This window comes from Cloacibacterium caeni (genome assembly GCF_907163125.1).
Lineage (GTDB): Bacteria > Bacteroidota > Bacteroidia > Flavobacteriales > Weeksellaceae > Cloacibacterium > Cloacibacterium caeni_B.
Genome location: NZ_OU015319.1, coordinates 405,119 through 426,992 on the forward strand (window position 1 = coordinate 405,119; position 21,874 = coordinate 426,992).

At 32.6% G+C, this 21,874-nt stretch carries 21 protein-coding genes; 6 read left to right on the forward strand and 15 right to left on the reverse strand.

The window, feature by feature from the left end:
- Positions 1-138: 138 nt before the first annotated feature.
- Together KKQ79_RS01880 and KKQ79_RS01885 are read left to right on the forward strand one after the other, a co-directional pair.
- Positions 139-1,119 carry a hypothetical protein gene (locus tag KKQ79_RS01880; protein ID WP_213188722.1) on the forward strand — a complete coding sequence of 327 codons (981 nt, stop codon included), beginning with the start codon at positions 139-141 and terminating at the stop codon, positions 1,117-1,119.
- A gap of 29 nt (positions 1,120-1,148) precedes the next feature.
- The gene (locus tag KKQ79_RS01885) at positions 1,149-2,558 is read left to right on the forward strand and encodes an OmpP1/FadL family transporter (RefSeq protein ID WP_213188723.1); all 1,410 of its coding nucleotides are present in this window, start codon (positions 1,149-1,151) and stop codon (positions 2,556-2,558) included.
- Between the two features lie 74 nt (positions 2,559-2,632).
- On the opposite strand, the gene KKQ79_RS01890 is transcribed toward KKQ79_RS01885, so the two are convergent.
- From KKQ79_RS01890 to KKQ79_RS01905, 4 genes are all read right to left on the reverse strand, one after another.
- Complete coding sequence (locus tag KKQ79_RS01890) at positions 2,633-3,325, reverse strand: ZIP family metal transporter (protein WP_213188724.1); 693 nt, start codon at positions 3,323-3,325, stop codon at positions 2,633-2,635.
- A gap of 49 nt (positions 3,326-3,374) precedes the next feature.
- The gene (locus KKQ79_RS01895) at positions 3,375-4,130 is read right to left on the reverse strand and encodes a class I SAM-dependent DNA methyltransferase (protein ID WP_213188725.1); all 756 of its coding nucleotides are present in this window, start codon (positions 4,128-4,130) and stop codon (positions 3,375-3,377) included.
- A gap of 97 nt (positions 4,131-4,227) precedes the next feature.
- A complete protein-coding gene (locus tag KKQ79_RS01900) occupies positions 4,228-5,226 on the reverse strand; it encodes an adenosine deaminase (RefSeq protein ID WP_213188726.1) in 999 nt (332 codons plus the stop codon).
- Positions 5,227-5,296: 70 nt separating this feature from the next.
- Complete coding sequence (locus KKQ79_RS01905) at positions 5,297-6,301, reverse strand: glycosyltransferase family 2 protein (protein WP_213188727.1); 1,005 nt, start codon at positions 6,299-6,301, stop codon at positions 5,297-5,299.
- 68 nt (positions 6,302-6,369) lie between these two features.
- Between KKQ79_RS01905 and folP the strand changes: the two genes are divergently transcribed.
- Complete coding sequence (folP, locus tag KKQ79_RS01910) at positions 6,370-7,218, forward strand: dihydropteroate synthase (protein ID WP_250131170.1); 849 nt, start codon at positions 6,370-6,372, stop codon at positions 7,216-7,218.
- Positions 7,219-7,248: 30 nt separating this feature from the next.
- On the opposite strand, the gene KKQ79_RS01915 is transcribed toward folP, so the two are convergent.
- From KKQ79_RS01915 to dnaG, 7 genes are all read right to left on the reverse strand, one after another.
- Positions 7,249-8,712 (reverse strand): M28 family metallopeptidase, encoded by a 1,464-nt coding sequence (locus KKQ79_RS01915; RefSeq protein ID WP_213188728.1) that lies wholly within the window; start codon positions 8,710-8,712, stop codon positions 7,249-7,251.
- Positions 8,713-8,720: 8 nt separating this feature from the next.
- Positions 8,721-9,257, reverse strand: a complete 537-nt coding sequence (locus tag KKQ79_RS01920) for a hypothetical protein (protein WP_213188729.1) — start codon at positions 9,255-9,257, stop codon at positions 8,721-8,723.
- A gap of 1 nt (position 9,258) precedes the next feature.
- Positions 9,259-9,495, reverse strand: a complete 237-nt coding sequence (locus KKQ79_RS01925) for a hypothetical protein (RefSeq protein ID WP_104792416.1) — start codon at positions 9,493-9,495, stop codon at positions 9,259-9,261.
- Between the two features lie 245 nt (positions 9,496-9,740).
- Positions 9,741-10,415 carry an ATP-dependent Clp endopeptidase proteolytic subunit ClpP gene (clpP, locus tag KKQ79_RS01930; RefSeq protein ID WP_069798035.1) on the reverse strand — a complete coding sequence of 225 codons (675 nt, stop codon included), beginning with the start codon at positions 10,413-10,415 and terminating at the stop codon, positions 9,741-9,743.
- 7 nt (positions 10,416-10,422) lie between these two features.
- Positions 10,423-10,761, reverse strand: coding sequence for a HepT-like ribonuclease domain-containing protein (locus KKQ79_RS01935; protein WP_213188730.1), 339 nt, complete (start codon positions 10,759-10,761; stop codon positions 10,423-10,425).
- Complete coding sequence (locus KKQ79_RS01940; protein ID WP_213188731.1) at positions 10,754-11,053, reverse strand: nucleotidyltransferase family protein; 300 nt, start codon at positions 11,051-11,053, stop codon at positions 10,754-10,756. The genes KKQ79_RS01935 and KKQ79_RS01940 overlap by 8 nt, the downstream gene beginning before the upstream one ends.
- Before the next feature lie 49 nt (positions 11,054-11,102).
- Positions 11,103-13,031, reverse strand: a complete 1,929-nt coding sequence (gene dnaG / locus KKQ79_RS01945; protein ID WP_213188732.1) for a DNA primase — start codon at positions 13,029-13,031, stop codon at positions 11,103-11,105.
- Positions 13,032-13,151: 120 nt separating this feature from the next.
- On the opposite strand from dnaG, the gene KKQ79_RS01950 reads away from it, so the two are divergent.
- Positions 13,152-13,784 (forward strand): VTT domain-containing protein, encoded by a 633-nt coding sequence (locus KKQ79_RS01950; protein ID WP_069798028.1) that lies wholly within the window; start codon positions 13,152-13,154, stop codon positions 13,782-13,784.
- Positions 13,785-13,789: 5 nt separating this feature from the next.
- A complete protein-coding gene (locus KKQ79_RS01955) occupies positions 13,790-14,449 on the forward strand; it encodes a VTT domain-containing protein (RefSeq protein WP_213188733.1) in 660 nt (219 codons plus the stop codon).
- Positions 14,450-14,468: 19 nt separating this feature from the next.
- Here KKQ79_RS01955 and KKQ79_RS01960 read toward each other — a convergent pair whose 3' ends face one another.
- Entirely contained in the window at positions 14,469-14,777 is a 309-nt protein-coding gene (locus KKQ79_RS01960) for a hypothetical protein (RefSeq protein ID WP_213188734.1), read from the reverse strand.
- 65 nt (positions 14,778-14,842) lie between these two features.
- Complete coding sequence (gene prfB / locus KKQ79_RS01965) at positions 14,843-15,955, reverse strand: peptide chain release factor 2 (RefSeq protein WP_213188735.1); 1,113 nt, start codon at positions 15,953-15,955, stop codon at positions 14,843-14,845.
- Positions 15,956-16,041: 86 nt separating this feature from the next.
- Here prfB and KKQ79_RS01970 point away from each other — a divergent pair, with 86 nt between their 5' ends.
- Positions 16,042-16,512, forward strand: a complete 471-nt coding sequence (locus KKQ79_RS01970; protein WP_213188736.1) for a thermonuclease family protein — start codon at positions 16,042-16,044, stop codon at positions 16,510-16,512.
- Between the two features lie 51 nt (positions 16,513-16,563).
- On the opposite strand, the gene KKQ79_RS01975 is transcribed toward KKQ79_RS01970, so the two are convergent.
- Together KKQ79_RS01975 and alaS are read right to left on the reverse strand one after the other, a co-directional pair.
- The gene (locus tag KKQ79_RS01975; RefSeq protein ID WP_213188737.1) at positions 16,564-19,023 is read right to left on the reverse strand and encodes a DUF5686 family protein; all 2,460 of its coding nucleotides are present in this window, start codon (positions 19,021-19,023) and stop codon (positions 16,564-16,566) included.
- A 131-nt stretch (positions 19,024-19,154) separates the two neighbouring features.
- Positions 19,155-21,812, reverse strand: coding sequence for an alanine--tRNA ligase (gene alaS / locus KKQ79_RS01980; protein ID WP_213188738.1), 2,658 nt, complete (start codon positions 21,810-21,812; stop codon positions 19,155-19,157).
- Positions 21,813-21,874 lie beyond the last annotated feature (62 nt).

The window sequence follows — 21,874 nt, forward strand, 5'->3', positions numbered from 1 at the left end:
TATTAAAATTTAACTTTTTAATTTTGAGAATATCTAATGTTATATTGTATTTTTGATGAAAAATATAAATACCGAGTATATTGGTATAATTTTGGTATTAATATTTTGCAAAGATAAATAAACTTAATTACATCTATCATGAAAAATTCTACTTATAAAAACTTATCAGAAATTCTTAGAACAAAAGGTGTTCTAGGGGTTGCAGCTGGTTTGCTTTTGGTTTCATGTGGCTCTCAAATGGGAGGTTACACAGAAACTGATGGGGTGTATTATGACCCTAATAAAGATGTGATACCAGAAGGTATTGTAATGCCAGAACCTAATCAAGTGGATGAAGTATATGCTTATGAGTCTGATTCTGCTAGTATTATAGAGCAAAATCAACAAAACCAAGCGGCTCAAAAAAACAAATATCAAACTTGGAACGGAACAGAATCTGACTGGGGAACTTACGCAGGAACAGAACAAAACATCTATTATAATAATTATAATACTTGGGGTTGGAATCCTTACGGATATTATTCGCCTTATTACGGTTGGGGAAATGGTTGGAATATAGGAATTGGTTTTGGTTGGAATAACTGGGGCTGGAATAATTGGGGAATGGGTTTTGGTTGGAATAACTGGGGTTGGGATCCTTTCTTTGGTTATGGAGGTTACGGTTATTATAATCCTTGGTATGGATATTATTCTCCTTATTATGGAGGTTACTATGGATATAATCCTTACTATTATGGAGGTTATTATTATCCAAGAAATAATTATAAGAGAAGTGGAGCTGATGCCATTACCAGAGGAAATGGTTTCCAAAATTCTAATAACAGAAGTTTTAACAATAGAATGAATACCAATAATTCTAATAACTCTGGATTTAGAACTACACCACCTAGAAATACTAATCCAAATATGACTCAGCCACCACAAAATTCTAATCCTTCAAGATTTAGAAGTGCTCCAAGACAAGAACCAAGACAATACGAAGCTCCTAGACAAGAGCCTAGAAGAAATGACTGGGGAGGAAGTTCTAATTCTGGCGGTGGTTTCAGATCAGGTGGTAGCTCTAGCTCTAGCGGAAGCTCAAGTTCTGGAGGAGGTTTCAGATCAGGAGGTTTTAGATAAGAAATAATAAACTATAATTTTTTGAAAAAATGTTTAAAAAATCTTTAACAATATTAAGTATTGCATCTGCATTTTATCTTCAAGCGCAAGATGTTTCGATTATCAGAAATTCTGTAGATGTTTATTCTGCCAATCCATTAACTGGCTCTGCTAAATTTAATGCAATGGCAGGTTCTATGGGAGCTTTAGGAGGAGATCTTTCTGCAATCAATACCAATCCTGCAAGTGTGGGAGTTTTCATCACAGGAAATATCAGTGGAACTTTAGCGATTAATAATTCTAAAACCACATCTTCTTTTTCTAATGCTGCAAACTCATATAAATTAAACAATGCAGACTTAGGTCAATTAGGTGGAGTTGCCGTTTTTGCAACAAGTGGAAACACACCTTGGAAATTTATAAATTTTGGAGTGAATTATACCAATCAAAATTTAGAAGAATACATAGAAACGCCAGCCAATTCTAGCTATAAATTTCAAGATAGCAATTTGGTAGATACCAATGGAAATCCTGTTACAGGAACTTTTACTTCTCTAGGTCATGCTTATGACAGAACGGGAAATCTTACCAACATGAACATCGCTTTTGGTGGGAATTATGATAATAAATTCTATGTGGGAGGTTCCCTTAATTTCAAAGGAGCTACGATTGAGCAATATGATTCTTCTAGACTCTCACTAGATGTAGACAATAATAACAGCTACGTTTTAAATAAACAAGGAACGCCTTATACTGAAGATTCTAATGGATTCTCGGTTTCTGCGGGTATTATTGGAAAAATTAATAATAATATACGATTAGGAGCATCTATTGAATCGCCAACTTGGTGGACTCAATACAGAACTTACAGCGAAGTAAACGAAGATAATTTAGGGTATTTCTTTGATTATTATGATGAAGACAGAAAATTCACTTCTCCTATGAAAGCGACTTTGAGTGGAGCTTTAGTAATGAATAAGAATTTCGCACTAAATGTAGACTATTCATTAGGTTTAACCAAGCCGAAATACAAAGATCCCGGACCTTTACCAAATGGTGAAGAGTCTGCTGAACATCAACTGAATGATTTTTTTAATTCATATTACAAAAACTTATCAGAACTTAGAGTAGGAGGTGAATACCGTTATAACAACTTCAGATTAAGAGGTGGTTACGGAATTTCTAATTCACCATTCGAGAATATATATGGTAAAAATAATTTTATTGGAAAAAGAGAAACTTTAGGGGTAGGATTCGGATTTGATTTTAAATCATTCTATATTGATGCAGCTTATAATAAGATTACCACCAATTCTACCAATGTTTACGGAGATGGTAATTATTACAGTTTAGCGAATAACGGAGATGTAGAATTCTTTACGAATAATCCTAATACTTTTACTTCTAAATTAGAAGATGTTAAGAACAATGTAACGCTTACATTAGGCTGGAAATTCTAAAAATCTTTCCTCTTAAAACATATAAAAACTCCCGAAATTTCGGGAGTTTTTGTTTTTATTTGAAATCAAATTTTTTAATGATGAGCGTGAAACAAATGATTCACTAACGCTAGTCCAACTCCAGCAATCACTAAAAAGAGTTTTTGCCAATCCATTTTGTGATTTTTATTGCTTTCGAAAATAATTACTGATGAGATATGTAAGAAAATTCCGCCAACTAATGCCAAGAAATAAGGTTGCCAATTTGGATTAAAATAATCACCAAAAACCATTCCTAATGGTGATGCTAATGCAAATAAGGCAATGATAAACCAAGAAAAAATATTGTTTTTTTCTCTCAATAAAAATGTTCCGAGAATAAATGAAATTGGTAAATTATGGAACACAATTCCCAATAAATAAGGAGAAGTTACATCTGTAATATTGGCAAGAGGAATTCCTTCTAAAAACGCATGAACAAACATTCCTGCCATCAAAGCAATAGGCAAAATGTTTTTTTCTTCGTGGTGATGATGAAAATGCCCATGTTCAAAACCTTTGGTAAGACTTTCTAAAATCATTTGCAGCAAAACGCCACCAATAATCCAAATTCCAATATTATGGTCATCTGCTTCATAGACTTCTGGAAAAACTTCGCTTACGCAAACCGTAATCAAAAAACCAGCACTTAGAATCAATAAATTTTTAGCAAATGATTGGCTCTTTCCGAAATATTTTCCCAGAAAAACACCAATGATAACGCTTAAAATCAATAGAATAATAATCATTTTCTTTGCTTTTTGGCTTTCAGCAAAACGCTTTCAGCTTTTATAAATTTTAATTTTTAACTCTGAACTGGAAAATACATCTCGGTGAAGTTTCTCTTTCAAAATCTTCTAACTGATAATTTCCCCAGATTTTTACCGCTTCAAAACCGAAACTTTCGGCGATGTTTTTTATTTCTTCTAAAGTATGAAGTTTTACTTTTTCGAAATAATGAAAGGACTCTCCTTTATCTTCAAAGAAAATATCTTTGATGACATGGTTTTCTTCTGTTCTTTTTTTGATGAGAAAATCTATTCCGTCTTTGGTAACAGTAGTTTCATCAACCAAAGTATTTTTTACAAATTTTTCATTGAGAAAATCCAAAACGAAAATTCCATCGTTCTGTAAAACATTTTTCACCGAAGAAAATACTTTTCTGTCATCTTCATCATCATCAAAATACCCAAAACTGGTGAATAAATTGAAAACTGCATTTACTTTTTCAGAAGAAACATTGGGATAAAGTTCATTTCTCATGTCGTGAACTTTAAACGCCAATTTTGGACTTTCATCAGCCGAAGTTTCAAACTGTTTATTGTGTTCTATGCTTTCCTCGGATAAATCTACTCCTAAAACTTCATAGCCTAATTGTTGCAAAAAAACAGAATGTCTGCCTTTGCCACAAGCTAAATCAATGATTTTGGAATCTTTAGAAATTTGTAAATCTTGGGTAAGATTTCTAATGAAATTTTCTGCTTCTACAAAATCTCTGTCTTTGTAGAGAATATGATAATAAGGTGTGTTAAACCATTCTTTGAACCAACTCATATTGCAAATTTATCAAAAACTTTATCATTTACTAGAAAAAAAATCCAACGAAAGGCTTCGCTGGAATTTTTATATCAGATTTTATTTAATATTTTTCTTAATTCTCATGAACCAATTGCAAGTATTTCTTTTTAGTTTCTTCGTCTAAGAATGAATACTCAAATGAATTGCTCACCAATGTTTTTACATCTTCTAAAGATAAATCGAGGGCTTCAATAATTTCGGTATAATTTTTAGTAATATAGCCGCCAAAATAAGCCGGATCATCAGAATTTACGGTTGCTTTTATTCCTAAATCAAGCATTTTTTTAATCGGATGCTGTTTCAAATCATCTACCACTCGAAGAGCAGTGTTAGAAAGTGGACAAACCGTTAAAGCCATTTTGTTTTCCACTAAATAATTAACCAATTTTTCATCAGTTAAACTATTATTTCCGTGGTCTATTCTGTCGATTTTTAATAAATCTAGCGCTTCCCAAACATATTCAGCGGGACCTTCTTCACCAGCGTGAGCTACAATTTTATAACCTTCTTTCACTGATGCGGCAAAAACTTTTTGGAATTTAGAAGGTGGATTTCCTTTCTCCGAAGAATCTAAACCTACTGCTTTAATCAAATGTTTATAAGGCAATGATTGCTCTAAAGTTTCGAAAGCATCTTCTTCTGATAAATGTCTTAAATAGCTCATTATCAAATAAGAAGTAATCCCGAAATTTTTCTCTGCATCATCTTGAGCTCTCTTAATTCCAGAAATTACCGTTTCAAAAGAAACCCCTCTTTTGGTATGGGTTTGAGGATCAAACATAATTTCGGTGTGTACTACGTTTTCTTCTGCACAATGCTTGAAATAAGCCATGGTCAAATCATAGAAATCTTGTTCGTAGAGCAAAACACTTGCTCCTGCATAATAAATGTCTAGAAAATCTTGAAGACAGTTAAATTGATACGCTTTTTTTACTTCTTCCACACTGTTGTAGGGAATTTTAACCTGATTTCTTTGAGCGATTTCAAACATCAATTCAGGTTCAAAAGTTCCTTCAATATGCAAATGCAATTCTGCTTTCGGAACTTTTTTGATATAAGAGATAATATCCATACTTTAATTTTTTTAAAAAGGGAATCAAAGGTAGGGATAAAAATTTTAGAATCCGAAGAAGTGTCAAAAATCATTTTTGATGAAAATGTTTCGGGAAAGCATCTTCTGGCTTTATATTCAATACATTGAGCTTAACCCAAGATTCTAAAAATCCGTAACCGTAAGAAAACATTTGAATGTAAGTGGTAATGATTGCTTGTGCAGCAATCGCAATATTTTTAGTCAAATACAAAGCATGAAGAAAAATCACCAAAGTATAAAAACCGTAACAAGCCAAAACAAAACCTTTTTGTAATAGGAAATATTCTAAAATTCCTGCAACATAACCTAATAAAAACAAAGTAGGAAACCAGAAAGTTGGTTTTACATAATCAGGATGTCTCTGGTTTAGAATTGGTCTTGCACAACCAAATTGATACACTTGTTTTGAGAATTTTCCTAAATCTGTTCTGCGTTTGTGATAAACGCCAATATCGTCAAAAAAAGCAGTTTGGTAACCGTTTTCCCAAATCGTCATCGATAAATCTGGATCTTCGCCGATTCGCATTTCAGAGAAACCTCCAATTTTTAGGAAAATTTCTTTATTTACGCCCATATTAAAGCTTCTTGGCTGAAATCTGGTCACTGCTTTTTTGTTGCCTCTAATTCCACCAGTTGTGAAAACCGAAGTCATGGAGTAGGAGATGGCTTTTTGTAAAAGATTGAAGCCTTTGTGCGCTTTATCTGCACCACCAAAAGCGGCGCAATCTGTTTTCTCAAGATTTTTTTTGATATTTTCTATGTAATCTTTTTCTACAATGACGTCTGAATCTACGAAAACCAACCAATCATTTTTGGCGCGATTTGCTCCGTAATTTCTGGATAAACCAGGTCCAGAATTCGCTTTTTTGAAATATTGAATGTTCAACATTTCCTTAAAAGTTTCCACAGTAGGCAATAAATCTACGAACGAACCATCATCTACAATGATGACTTCAAAATCTTTATCGGTTTGAGCAATAAGAGAGTTCAAAAGCTCGAATAATTCGTCTTTTCTATTGAAAATTGCGACTACAATGGAAATGGTTTTTTGCATTCAACAAAAATAGTGGTTTCAAACGTATTTGAATAAATTTAGACCAAGAAATTCTATAAATTTGCAAAATGAAACTTCCTGCATCAAGCATTCAACATACTAACTTTTCTATCAATTGTAATGGTAGATTAGTTGATTTAAACACTCCCAAAATTATGGGAATTCTTAATCTTACTCCAGATTCTTTTTCGGATGGTGGAAAGTTTAACAATGAAAAATCAGCACTTCTTCATGCTGAAAAATTACTTAAAGATGGAGCTGATTTTATAGATATTGGAGCGCAATCTACTCGTCCGAATGCTGAATTTCTTTCGGCAAAAGAAGAAATTTTGAGAATTGGAAAAATGATTTCTTTAATGAAAAAAGAATTTTCAGAGGCTTTGATTTCTATTGATACTTTTTATGCGGAAGTGGTAAAATTTGGTTATAATGAAGGAATGGATGTGGTGAATGATATTTCGGGAGGCTATTTTGATGAAAATTTATTGCCAACAGTTGCCGAAACTGGACTGCCGTATATTTTAATGCACAGTAATACTTCGTATTCTACCATGCACGAAAAAATTCATTACGATGATATTACCATGAGTGTGAATTATTATTTTTCAGAAAAAATAAATCAATTGCAAAAATTGGGAATTCATGATATTATTTTAGACCCGGGTTTTGGTTTTGGAAAAACGGTGGAAGATCAGTATAAAATGATTGAAGAATTAGAGCATTTAGGTTTTGGAAGATTTCCACTTTTGATAGGGATTTCCAGAAAATCTTTCATTTATAAACCTCTGAATAAAAAACCGCTTGAAATTGGAGAAGAAACCCAAATACTACACCGAAAAGTTTTAGAAAAAGGTGCAAAAATTTTGAGAGTTCATGATGTAGCTGAAACAAGAAAAACAATTGAAGAAATGAGATAAAAAAAGAGCAGAAATTTCTGCTCTTTAATTTTATCTTTCTAGTTTAAAATCTGGAATTAATTTTGGTCTTTCTGGTTCGTTGGCTACTTTCCAAGAAGTTCTGTACATCCATTCCGTCATTTTATATAATTTTTTGAAATTAATATTTTCTGATTCATCTTGTGGAGTGTGGTATTGATGGTGCAGAACGCTGGTGAAAAATAGTGCAGGAATTCCCGCTTTTGCATAAGGAAGATGGTCGCTTCTAAAGTAGAAATATTCTGGATGTTCTGGCAAATCCCAAGCTTTTAGAAATTTGAATTTAGTACTTTCGTTATTTGCATCAAGAGCCATTTTTACCAATTCTTCAGAATTTTTATGTGGAGATTCACCACCAAGAAGCGCCGCTTCATTATTATCATTTCTACCAATCATATCACCGTTTAGCACAGCAACAATGCTTTCTTTTGGGACAACTGGATGTGCAGCATGCCAACGAGAACCTAGCAATCCTCTTTCTTCAGCACCGTGAATCACGAATAAAATACTGCGTTTAGATGGCTGTTTGCTATAAGCTCTTGCCATTGCCAACATTGCTACGCAAGTACTTGCATTATCATCTGCACCATTGTAAATCGTATCATTTTTTACAGGATGACGAATTCCGTCGTGATCCTGATGTCCGCTCAAAAGAACATATTCTTTTTTCAATTGAGCGTCTGTTCCTTCTATTTTTCCGATGATATTTACTGACGGATATTTATACGTTTCAGTCTGAATATTTAGAGAAATTTCAGGATTGTTTTTTACCCAATTTTCGTTTTCTTGTTTAATCCAAAAAACAGGAATTCCTACATCTACTTTTTCTCTCAATCCTTCCACACCGTAAGTTCCTCTGGTCATTTGTGGCAGAACTTCTACCCAACTTTTATCTGAAATATCATCTGTGATGAAGATAATTCCTTTTGCACCTAATTGAGAAATGGTTTTATAATATTTAGTTCTGATGAAACCAGGATATCTTCTCTCAAAAAGCGTCATTTCTTTAGAAACGTTGAGGTCTGAAGCTTTAAGAGCAACTACTTTTCCTGCAATGTTTTTTGAAGCCAAATCTTGAGGTTCTATTTTTCCTAAATATAAAATTGGAGCACTGAAATTATTGTCAGTAACATCTTGCACCAAAATATCTTTCCAGATTTTGAGGTTTTTGTCTCCAATTTTTACAGAACTCTGCGGTGAAACTTGATGACGATACATGTCAAAAAACTGGAAAAAAGTTCCGTTATCACCTGCTGGTTTCATTCCTGCAGCTTTCATTTTATCTGCAAACCACATCGAAACTTTCAGTTCGTCTAAAGTTCCTGCTTCTCTTCCCCAAAATTGGTCTGCCGCCATTTGGTACATATCAGTTCTTAAATCTTTTTCTGTAATGGCAGAAACCAAAGGTTTTTTGTAAGATTGAGCATTACAGAACGTTAAAGTTCCTAAAGCCAATAAAGTAAAAAGTTTTTTCATATTATATTTTATTTGTTTGAATACATTTTTAGAACTTTAATCCCTTTTTCATGACTTCTCCAAATTAAGATTTCATAAAAATCATTATCAGTATCATATTGTAAATCTCTTTCTTTTACTGAATTGAAATTAGAACATAAAATCCTCACTCTATAATTTCCATTATTTAATCTAATCTTTTTGTTTGGTGTTTTTTCTCCCCAAGCAAAAATATCTAATTCGTTATTTTTAATGCTAATGCTTCCTTCAACAACATGGTCATATTTTTTAAAGTCTGAAATATAAGGTTCACTATCTAAGACTTTATAACTTCCTTTTACGTTTCCATAAGTTTGTGTAAAAATGACTAGTTCATCTCCATATTCTACTAATCTCTTTTCACCGTCTTTATCAGAAAAATTATACTTCTGAGCGTTAATATTAGCATTTTTGTCTTGCAAATAAAATTGTCCGTAAAAAGAAATAAATTCAAAATTTTCTGTTTGGTTTTTTATTGAACCACAACTTGATAATAATACTAAAAAATAAATCAGAAGAAATTTCATATTAATTCAAATTAGAGATTTTATCTGCGTATTCTTTGGCAAAGGTTTTTCGGTCTTCTTCTAATTTTTCTAAATTTGGGGGAAGAATGTAATTGAAAAGTATTTTTTCTTCTTCGTCTAAAAAGATGATTTCTTTTTCTTCTCCGTCTATCATTTGTGAGAAGATTTCCCACATAGAAGTGTCTTTCAGTTTTATAAATTCAAAAAAATCTTTGGCTTTTATTTGGATAACTTTCATTTTGGGTAAAATCTTAAATTTTTGGTAAAAATAGTGAATTTGTAACGAAGTCTTGCAATAAGGATGGAAGTGTAAATCCCGCAGTCTCGTCTGAAAGACGAGGCGAGGAATTGCAACGGACAGCCTGGTTTTGCAAATTTTTGAAATGGATTTTGCGATGGATAATTTGCAAAAATTGCCATAAAAAAATAAAAAGAACGCACTAAAAAGCACGTTCTCTATATTTTAAAAATTTCTAGAAAATTTTATTTTTTCTCTAAAACTTCGTCTACCATTCCGTATTCTTTGGCTTCGTAAGAAGTCATCCAATAATCACGGTCTGATGCTTTTTCTACCCATTCGTAAGACTGACCAGAATGTGCAGAAATAATGTCATACAACTCTTTTTTAAGCTTTAGCATCTCTCTTAGGTTGATTTCCATATCACTTGCCACACCTTGAGCGCCACCACTTGGTTGGTGAATCATCACTCTAGAATGTTTAAGCGCAGAACGTTTTCCTTTTTCGCCAGCAACTAATAAAACAGCGCCCATACTTGCAGCCATACCTGTACAAATAGTAGCAACATCTGGTTTGATGATTTGCATGGTGTCATAAATTCCTAATCCCGCGTAAACGCTTCCACCAGGAGAATTGATGTAAATCTGAATGTCTTTAGAAGGGTCTGAACTTTCTAAAAATAATAATTGAGCGGTTACAATATTGGCAACTTGGTCATCAATCCCGGTTCCTAAGAAGATGATTCTATCCATCATGAGACGAGAAAAAACGTCCATTTGAGCTACGTTCATTCTACGTTCTTCCATAATGTAAGGAGTAAGATTGGTTGGGTTAAAAATTCCCATGTATTGGTCAGTTGCTAATCCGCTATTTCCTAAATGTTTTACAGAGAAATCTCTGAATTCTTTTTTTATGTCCATATATTTGTTATTCGTTTAAATATTGTCTAACTTCTTTTTCTAAAACAGGTAAATACTGTGTAATAATAGACCAAATTAATTCATCTGAAACTTGATCATATCCATGAATTATTCTATTTCTTACACTTATAATTTTTCTTTTATCAGTAATTTCTAAATTTTCATCTTTTTTAGAAATTCTATTTACTGCTTCTCCTATTATTTCTAAATTTCTTTCTACTGCACGTTTGGTTTTAATGTCTGAAGAATAATCTTGAAAATTGGTTTCTTCAAAATCTACAAAACTCTCAATTTCTAAAATTGAATTTAGAATATCAAATAGCCAAACTTGTATTTCCTTATCCATATATTAACTGTTTTTGATGATTAACTACTTCAAGAAAATATGGGTTTTTAATGGATTTTTCTTCCAATAGATCTATTTCTCTTTTCAATATTTCTTCTAATGAAAATTTTAAATCAAAATAATTGTCTGCATATTTTGATAAATCTAATTGATGGAATTTTACGATAAAATCTATATCACTATTTTCATTAAATTTTTCTGTAAGAATAGAACCAAATACATATAATTTTTCAACATTGTATTTTTTACAAAGTTGAGCGATTGCATTTTGATGTATTTGTATTTTCTTCATACTTCTTTTTATTCAAAGTCTGTTCCTTTTTACAAATTTAGCCAAAGTGTCACAAAATTCTAAATAAATTTTCGTCTATTTTGTTTTTAAGTTTTGTGAGGTTGATGATTTTTAAATAAGTTTCTGCTGAATTTTCCTCTGAAATTTGGTGTTTTAAATCGTTAATGATTTTTACCACAAATTCTCTTTTATGTCTTATAATGACATCTTTTACAATTTTGTCTACCAACTCTTCTTCTTTACTGAAATAGATGTTGTGTTTTTCCCAATTGCTGGTTTCATGAGCGTTAATTAATGCATCTGCAGTTTTTGTCACCACTTCTTCATCCATGAAAGTTATGAAAAAATCACTAGAACGAAGTTCATTTTGCTGAATTCCTGCTTTTATTTCTTCAATAATTTTTTGATTCAAAGGAGAAATCGGTTGATATTGGTCTTCTTCTAAATGATTAATGATTTCTTCAATGACGGTGGTTTCGTAATTTTCGTTGTCTGGTGTTTTTCTGAACAATTTAAATTGACCAAATTTCAACATGAGTTCTACCAATTTTTCTTCTAAAACCAAAAGAGGATTTTTACTAATAAATTCAGCATCAGAAACAACTTCTAATTTTGTTGGTTTAACTTTATTTAAAGATTTTTGAAATTGTTTTTCTTCCTCATGTTTCTTTATTTGGTTAAGTATACTTAATTCATTAAATAAAGATTCTTCTTTAATTCCAAATCTTGTTTGGATTTCTCTGAAGTAGACATCTTTTTTAAGTTCACTATAATATGATAATGATTTTACAATGTCTCTAATAGATTCTGCTCTTTTTATTGGGTCGTTTTCAGTCTCTTTGAGAAGGGTTTCTGCTTTAAAAATTACAAAATCTTTCGCTTGATTTTTAATGAAATCTTCTACAAAATCTCTAGGATTTTTTCTAGCAAAACTGTCTGGGTCATCGCCATCAGGAAATAATACCACACGAATATTCATGCCCTCAGAAAGCAACATGTCTATACTTCTGAAACTGGCTTTAATTCCTGCAGCATCTCCGTCAAAAAGAATGGTTACGTTTTCGGTGAGACGTTTGATGAGTTTAATTTGTTCCGTTGTAAGCGCAGTTCCAGAACTTGCTACCACGTTTTCAATTCCGCTTTGGTGAAGTGAAATCACATCCATATAACCTTCTACCAATAAACATAAATTTTCTCTGGAAATGGCTTGCTTACTTTGATTTAAGCCATAGAGAACATTAGATTTATGATAAATTTCGGTTTCTGGTGAATTGAGATATTTGGCAGTTTTTACATTGGATTTCAGAATTCTCGCTCCGAAACCTAAAACTCTTCCCGAAAAACTATGTATTGGAAAAATCACGCGATCACGAAATCGGTCAATTCCTGATGGTGAATTTTCTGGAAAAATAGAAATTCCAGATTTTTCTAAAATTTCTTTTTCATAACCTTTTGCTAGAGCGTATTCAGTAAAAGCATTTTTCTTTTCTGGAGAATAGCCTAGTTGAAATTTTTTGATGATGTCATCATGCAGTTCACGTTCCTTGAAATAAGAGAGTGCAATGGTTTTTCCTTCTTCGGTTTCCCAAAGGTTTTCTTGGAAAAAAGTATTGGCAACTTCATGAATTTTGTAAAGAATTTCTCTTTCGGATTGGGCTTTTTTCTGCTCTTCAGAATATTCTACTTGGTCTTCTTCTATTTCTATGCCGTACTTTTTGGCAGCATGTCTCAGCGCTTCAGGATAGGTAAATCCTTCGATTTCCATGAGGAAAGTGATGGCAGTTCCACCTTTTCCAGAGGAGAAGTCCTTCCAAATTTGTTTGCTGGGAGAAACCACAAAACTCGGCGTTTTTTCTTCATGAAACGGACTCAAGCCCTTGAAATTAGAGCCTGCACGTTTTAACTGAACATATTCGCCGATAATTTCTTCTACTCGAATCGTAGAGAAAATTTTATCTATGGTCTTTTGAGAAATCATTTTGTAAAATTACAAAAATAAGTTAAGCTTTTTTAATGGCTTTTTGTTGATTTTTTTAGAATTCTTTAACAAAGTTTTTTGTTTTTAAATATTATCTTTGTCGTCATATAAATTAACTGAATGGAATTATTACAATTTATCCTAGATTTTTTAGGAAATCCCTTATTAGTGCTTACCGAAATTATTAGAGACTATGGCATTTACATTTACTTATTTTTATTTTTAGTGATTTTCGTAGAAACTGGTGTGGTAGTAATGCCATTTTTACCAGGAGATTCTTTACTTTTTGCAGTGGGTTTAATTGCTTCTACAACAGGTCAAATAGATATTTATACGATTATACCTTTATTAGTTTTAGCAGCACTTTTAGGAGATAACTTGAATTACTTTATAGGGAAAAAATTTGGGGATTTTATTCAGTCTAAAGAAAGAATACTCTTTTTAAAGAAATCTCACATAGAAGACACCGAGAAATATTTTGCTGAAAACGGCGGGAAAACAGTTATTCTAGCAAGATTTATCCCAATTGTGAGAACCATCGCTCCTTTCGTAGCAGGAGCGGGAGAAATGAAGTACAGAACTTATTTATTGTACTGTATTACAGGTGCTTTTATTTGGGTGACTTCTATTACTTTGCTTGGGTATTTTCTAGGAAATATCGAGTGGGTGAAATTAAATTTTGAAAAATTTGTTTTAGGAATTGTGTTTATTTCAGTTTTACCTATTATCTTTAAAGCAATTAAAAGAAAATAGCATAGATGTTAGAAAGCATTTGGAGTTTCCTCTTAGATTTTGTTTCCAAGCCTGATCAGGTACTTTTAGCGATTATTGAAAAGTATCATAATTGGGTGTATGTTTTCTTGTTCTTAATCATTTTTGCGGAAACAGGTCTTATCATTGCTTCTTTTCTCATGCCATTTTTACCTGGTGATGCATTGATATTTACCATTGGTTTATTGGCTCAAGAAGGTTCTCTTAATATTTATTTGGTGATTCCCTTGCTTATTTTCGCGGCGATTTTAGGTGATAATTTAAACTATTACGTGGGAAAACGTTTTGGTGAGTATATCATGAACAGCGAAAAAGATTTTTTCATTAAGAAAAAACATCTAGAAAAAGCCAAAGATTTTTTTGATAAAAACGGAAAGAACTCTATCATCATTGCCCGATTTGTTCCAGTAATTAGAACAATCGTTCCCTTTTTATGTGGTTCTACCAAAGTGAAATATTCTACTTTTCTAAGTTTTAGTATGATTGGAGCTGTTCTTTGGGTTGGTGTAATCGGTTTGCTCGGGTATAATCTAGGGAAAATAGAATGGGTGAAAGAAAATTTAGATTTAATGATTTGGGGAATTATTATTTTGGCAAATATTCCGCTCATCAAACAAATATTTTTTTCAAAGAAAAAGGAAGTTTAAAATTTTAAACTTCCTTTTTTTATCTAGTCATTCCTTTTAATAATCCCGAAATAATAGCTTGTTTAGGAGTTGCAGAACCATTAGGATTGATGAGGGTTTTAGGAATTTGATACGGATTAACTGTAAATCTTGAATTAAGTTGATTCAAATTTTTTTGGATGTCGTTCCCTTCATTTTGAGTTTCTTTAAAAAACATAGGTTTGTTAACAATAGGATTTGCTATTTTTAAAGAATATACTTTTGCGTTTTCAACTTTTGTAGAATCTAAAATTTGAGCTTTAGAAACAAATGAAATTGCTAACAATAATGGTAAATACAATTTTTTCATCTTTCTTTAATTTGTTACTAAATTAGAAAATAATTCTCACAAACAATTGTTTTTCAGAAGAAATCTTATAAATCAAAATCATCATCAGAAACCGCAGTTCCTTCGTTCATTAAAAATGCTTTGAGGAAAGGAGTGATATTACCGTTCATTACGCCGTCTACATCAGAAGTTTCATAGCCAGAACGCACATCTTTTACCAATTTATAAGGGTGCATTACGTAGTTTCTGATTTGGCTTCCCCATTCAATTTTCATTTTATTGGCTTCGATTTCGTTTCTAGCTTTCATTCTTTCTTCCAATTCCATTTCGTAGAGACGAGATTTCAAGAGTTGCATTGCTTTTTCTTTATTTTGAAGTTGAGAACGAGATTCAGAATTTTCAATAATAATTCCAGTAGGAGCGTGACGAAGACGTACTGCAGTTTCTACTTTGTTTACGTTTTGTCCACCAGCTCCAGAAGCTCTCATAGTTTCAAAAGTTATATCTGCTGGATTAATATTAATTTCTATAGAATCATCTACCAAAGGATAAACATACACCGAAACAAAGCTGGTATGACGTTTTGCATTAGAATCAAACGGTGAAATTCTCACCAAACGATGAACTCCATTTTCTCCTTTCAAATATCCGAAAGCATATTCTCCGTCAATTTCTAAGGTTACAGTTTTTACACCAGCTACATCGCCTTCTTGATAGTTCAGTTCACGAATTTTATAGCCTTGTTTTTCGCTCCACATTTGATACATTCTCATGAGCATAGAAGCCCAATCACATGATTCTGTACCACCAGCTCCTGCAGTAATTTGCAGAACGGCAGAAAGTTCGTCGCCTTCGTTAGAAAGCATATTTTTGAATTCCAGATTTTCTATTTTTTCTACCAATTCTGGGAATTGTTCGTCCAATTCTTTTTCAGAATCGGCATCTTCTTTGGCAAATTCTACCAAAACTTGTAAATCTTCAAACTGCGTATGAATCTCTTCATATTCTTCCACCCATTTTTTCTTAGAACGCAGTTGTTTTAGGAAACCTTCAGCTTCTTTTGGGTTGTCCCAAAATTCTGGAGCAGCCGTTTTTTCGTCATCGTTGATGATTTCAAGTTTCTTCTTTTCAATTTGAAGAAATTTATGCAAATCTTCGATGCGTTTTTGTGTATCTTTAAGTTGGTCTGTTGTAATCAAAGCTAAAATCTTTAGATGTGCAAAAATAAGGTTTTATTTAGATTGTATGCCACTGTTTTTATTTTTAAAATTTCTAGTTTTGTGGAATGAAAAACCAACTCATTTTTCTTTTTTCTTTTCTGTTTTTCTTTGCTCAAGCTCAATTACAAGAAAATACTTGGTACAAAGTTTCTAAAATTACAGATGGTGATACTTTTTATGTAATGACCAAAAATTCTGAAAAATTCAAAATTAGATTAATTGGGATTGATGCGCCAGAAAGTTATAATGTTGGCAAGAAATTTCGCAAAGAATATTTCGGGAAAGAAGCAAAAGTTTTCGCAACCAATCTTCTCAAAAATAAAAAAGTAAAATTGACTTTTGATGTTCAAAAAACCGATAGATACGGAAGGATTTTAGCGTATGCTTATCTAGAAAATGGCGTTTTTCTCAATCAATATTTAGTAGAAAATGGTTTTGCAGTGGTAGCTACTTTTCCACCAAATGTAAAATTTGTAGAAGTTTTTACCAAAGCTGAAAAATCTGCAAGAAATAAAAAATTAGGATTGTGGAAGTAAAGAAATATCATTCCGAAGGGGATTTTCCTCCGAAATGATACCTTTTTGTGTTTAAAATCCTGATAATCTGATTTGTAAACCAAAATTATCTTTAAACTGAGAAGTTTGATAATAACCAAGTCTATAAGAAAATCCTACATCAAATTTTCTTCCCAAAAATCTATTCCAAACCAAGCCAACTTCTTGATAATTATGATTTAAAACTTGGAAATTAAACTGATGATTTTCTGGATTTTTGAAATTTCCAATTGCCGACTTGTATTCTAATTCTATGGTAGAATAGGTTTTCCCAATTGTTTTAAATCTGAAAGGCAGGTATTGAGAAACCTGCAAACTCACAAATTTATCTGCATAGAAAGTTCCTGAAGGCATGGTTACAAATCCTAAAGTGGATGGTGTATTGATTTTTGAAGTCCAGTTTTCTGATGAACCATTGGTTTGTCCGGTAATTTCAAAATTTTTCCAAATAGGAGCGGTTCCGGAAGATATTCCACCCAAAAATTTAAGCGTTGTGGTTCCTAATTTGCTTCTGAATTGATGAATTGCCAAAGCGTCTAATCTGTGGTAATTTAGTTCGCCATCGAAGATTTTGCTTCCCATTTCATAGTTCAAGAAAAATTGGGGAAATTTCTTTTCATACGTTAATTTTCCGCCTGGTGTCATCATATTTTTATCGTTTGGAGAAAATTTCAATGATACAGTTGTGCTCACATTTTTGAAACTATTTCCTAAATTTTGGTATTGATAATCAAAAAGCGCATTCTGATTTTCGTGATTTAAACCAATTTTTGCCGTCAAACTATTAGAAACATCATACAAAAATGAAGCTCCGAATTTTTTACTTTGATAGAAATTAGCATTGTATAAATCTACTCCTAAGTCTTTCAATTTCATTGGATTGTCCCAAAGTGCGGTGCTGATTCTTCCTGCGGCAAAAACATCATCAGAATAATCTACTCTGAAAATAGAAGTTCTTTTTTCTGAAAGTTTCACATCTAAACCTGCGCCATATTTCCAAGTGTGGTCTCTAAAACCAAAGCCGAAATAAGCATCCGGCGAAAAAGTTTTACTAAATTTTTCGTTGAGTTTTGCGCCAGCTCCCAATCTTACACCTTGATATTTATCGTAATTAAAAATTTTGGTAAGGTCGAAATCGACCATTTTATAACGAAAATTTCCTTTCATTAAATTGGTAAAAAGGCTTACTTTTTTGTCAAAATTATACTTTTTTACTAAACTGTCTATTTTAACGTAAGTTCCTTTTTCTCTGGTGGTTAAGCTGTCTGTTCTGTATTTTTGAAGTTGGCTCCCATCAGAACTTTTTACCTCCAGAGCGTAACCTTTAAAATCAGCAGATTTTTGTTCTTTATTAATTTCAAAATCGAAATATTGATTTTTTACAAAAAGAAAATTACTAAAGGATTTTTTATTCATTTTAGGCTTTTGTCCGGCTTTTACAGTATCGTTAGATTTTCCTGTGGTAAAAGTTTGGTCGCCCATTCTAATTTTCAGATTTTCATAATCTAGAAACCACTTGTTGTTGATAGGTTTCCACACCGAAACTACATTTCCTTCGTTGCTTTTTTTGCTGCTGCTTTCAATTTTTTTGAGGGCAAAATTTTCGGCATCTACATAGATTTTCCCATTGAATTTTCTAGGATTTTGCTTGCCTTTGTTGTTTACTTCTTTAAATTTTATCACAAACGTTTTTCTGTTGTCCAGAGAAATGGTATCCGAAAGATAATAGTTATAAATTTTTCTGTTTTCGGGTCTTATTTGCCTCGGAATTCGGTTTAAATTTGAAATATTAAGCGCCAAAGCTTCATAAATAGGATTAGGGAAACCAGACATTCTATTGTCTATAATATTGGTTTTTTCTCCAAATTTCTGAGAATATTTGTACTCCGAAACCTTTTCCCAAAGGAAAAATTGGTTGTTTTGAGCCATTTTTGTTAAATCATCTTCTGCTAGAGAATCTTTCTTTTTTTTGTCGTTTTGATTTTTCAGCGTTCGGTTTTCTATTTTCTTGATAGAATCTGTTCTTTTTGCCATAAAATCCTGATAAGCAGCAACAGAATCTTTATCAAAATCAATTGAGATTTTACTATACGATTTAAAATCATAAGAATCTAAAGCTTTTGGACTGTTTTCTTTGTATCTTTTCAAGAGTTCGTCTAGCATTTTTAGTGCTTTTGGGTCGCTTTTGTCTGTTAAAACGATTCGGTCTATGTTTCCCGTTTTTTCCGAAGAAGGTTTCAGAGAAATTTGCATTAATTTTTTAATATCTGCTTCTTCACTTTCGAAATTATTGGCAAGAATGTCCACTTTTTTACATTTCGTTTTGAAAGATAATTCGCCATTGGCATTGGTTTTCCCGAGAAGATTGTCGTCACAATAAACCGATGCGTTGTAGATTGGTTTTTGGTTTTTAGAACTGATTACTTTTAATTGAATCTGACTAAAAGAAAATGCGAAAATCAGTAAAAATAGAGAGGATAGAGATTGTTTCATTGGTTGGTTTTTTTAATAAGACAAAACTAGGGATTAAAATGTTACACAAACGCTTATGAAATCACAAATTTTTATTAAAAAACCCTCTCAATTTTCTTGAAAGGGTTAAAATATTTTAAATTTTTGTAAAATTAAATTTCCATTGCTTTATTCAAAGCATTTTCAATTCCTGCAAGATTTTTTCCACCAGCAGTTGCGAAACCTGGGTTTCCACCACCGCCACCTTGAATTTCTTTTGCGAGTTCTTTTACAATGTTTCCAGCGTGATAATTTGCTTCTAAATCTGCAGAAACGCCAACCGTAATCATTGGTTTTTCGCCTGCGTCAGAAATTACAATCGTTACAGAATTTGGAATTTCTTTTTTCAATTGGAAGACAATATCTTTTACCGAGCCAGCGTCTAGAGAAGTGCGTTTTACCAATAATTGCTTGTCTCCTTTTTGTATGAAAGCGTTTTTCCAATCGTTAATTTCGCCTTTTGCTTTTTCTTTTTTCAAAGCATCTATTTCAGATTTTAGAGCTGCGTTTTCTTCTAACAATTTTTCGATAGATTTTACTAAATCTTTAGATTTTAATAAGGCAGAAACTTCTTTCAGTTGGTTTTCTAAATTTTTGAAATATTCCGTTGCTTTATCACCAGAAATTGCTTCTATTCTTCTAATTCCAGCAGCAGTAGAACTTTCTGCAACCAATTTGAAATGCCCAATTTCGCCAGTAGATTTTACGTGAGTTCCACCGCATAATTCTTTAGAACTACCAAACTGAATCATACGAACTTTGTCGCCATATTTTTCCCCAAAAAGCATCATTGCGCCTTTTTCAGTAGCTTCTGCAATTGGTAAATCTCTATATTCTTGCAATGGCAAATTTTCCTTGATTTTGGCATTTACTTTTTCCTCAACCAAAGCTAATTCTTCTTCGTTCATTTTAGAAAAATGCGAGAAGTCAAAACGCAAATATTCTGGACCTACATAAGAACCTTTTTGTTCTACGTGAGTTCCTAAAACGTCTCTCAAAGCTTCGTGTAACAAGTGTGTTACAGAGTGATTTGCTTGAGTGTTTTTTCTGTCTGCGGTGTTTACTTCTGCGTAGAAAAGCGCTCCAGCATCTTTTGGCAATTCTTTCACCAAAGAAATAATCAGATTATTTTCTTTTTTAGTTTCTAAAACTTCTAAAATTTCAGTTGAATTTTCTCTGTCAAAAGCAGCAGGATTAGTAAGGTCAAAACCTTCTGCATAACTTGGGATAAGAATTCCTTTGTCACCAACCTGACCACCACCTTCAGGATAGAAAGGCGTTTTATTCAGTACAATTTGGAAGAATTCTCCGTCTTTATTTTCTACTTTTCTATATCTTGTAATGTAAGTTTCAGAAGAAGTTTGGTCATAACCTACGAAAGTTTCAGGTTTTTCTTCTAAAATTACCCAGTCATACACTTTTTGCGCCGATGATTTTTTAGAGCGTTGTTTTTGTTTCTCCATTTCTTCATCGAAGCCTTTTTCATCTACAGTTAATTGCTTTTCTTCGGCAATAATTCTAGATAAATCGGCTGGGAAACCATAAGTATCATACAATTCAAAAACTTCAGCGCCAGGTAATACTTTTTCGTTTTTAGCAATGGTATCTTTTATGATGTGATCTAGGCGCACCAAACCATGTTCAATAGTTTTCAAGAAAGAATTTTCTTCTTCTTTAATCACTTCGGTCACCAATTTTTCTTGCTTCACGATTTCTGGGAAAAATGCACCCATTTGATTTTTAAGAACAGCTACCAATTCATATAAGAAAGGCTCTTTCATATCTAAAAATCTGTAAGAATATGAAATGGCACGTCTCAAAATTCTTCTGATAACATAACCAGCACCACCATTAGAAGGCAACTGACCGTCTGCAATGGCAAAAGCAACCGCACGAATATGGTCTACAACCACTCTAATCGCAATATCTTTTTCGTTTTCTAAAATTCCTTCATATTTTTTGCCAGAAAGTTCTTCTACTTTTGCAATCAGCGGAGTGAAAACATCGGTGTCATAATTAGATTTTTTACCTTGCAACGCCATACAAAGTCTCTCAAATCCCATTCCTGTATCTACGTGTTGCGCAGGAAGTTTTTCTAGAGTTCCATCAGCTTTTCTGTTGAACTCCATGAATACGTTATTCCAAATTTCTACAACTTGAGGATGATCTTGGTTAATCAACTGAACTCCCGAAGTCTGTGCTTTTTCTTCTTCAGAACGTAGGTCTACGTGAATTTCTGAACAAGGTCCACAAGGTCCAGATTCGCCCATTTCCCAAAAATTATCTTTCTTATTTCCGTTGATAATTCTATCTTCTGAAATGTGTGCTTTCCAGAAATCATGAGCAGCTTGGTCGCGCTCTAAATTTTCTGAAGCGTCTCCCTCAAAAATGGTTACATATAAGTTTTCTTTTGGAATTTTATAAACTTCTGTCAATAATTCCCAAGCAAAATCGATGGCTTCTTTTTTGAAATAATCTCCAAAACTCCAGTTTCCCAACATTTCGAACATGGTGTGGTGATACGTATCACGACCTACATCGTCCAAATCATTGTGTTTTCCAGAAACTCTCAAACATTTTTGAGTATCGGCAATTCTAGGTGCTTTTGGTTCTTTGTAACCAAGGAAATAGTCCTTAAACTGCGTCATTCCAGAGTTGGAAAACATTAGAGTAGGGTCGTCTTTCAGCACAATTGGAGCAGAAGGAACAATTAAGTGTCCTTTGCTTTTGAAAAAATCTAAAAACTGTTGGCGTATTTCTTGTGAAGTCATATTGATAATGCTTTCTATATATGTTTTTGTAAAGACGCAAATTTAATGATTTTGAACATGAT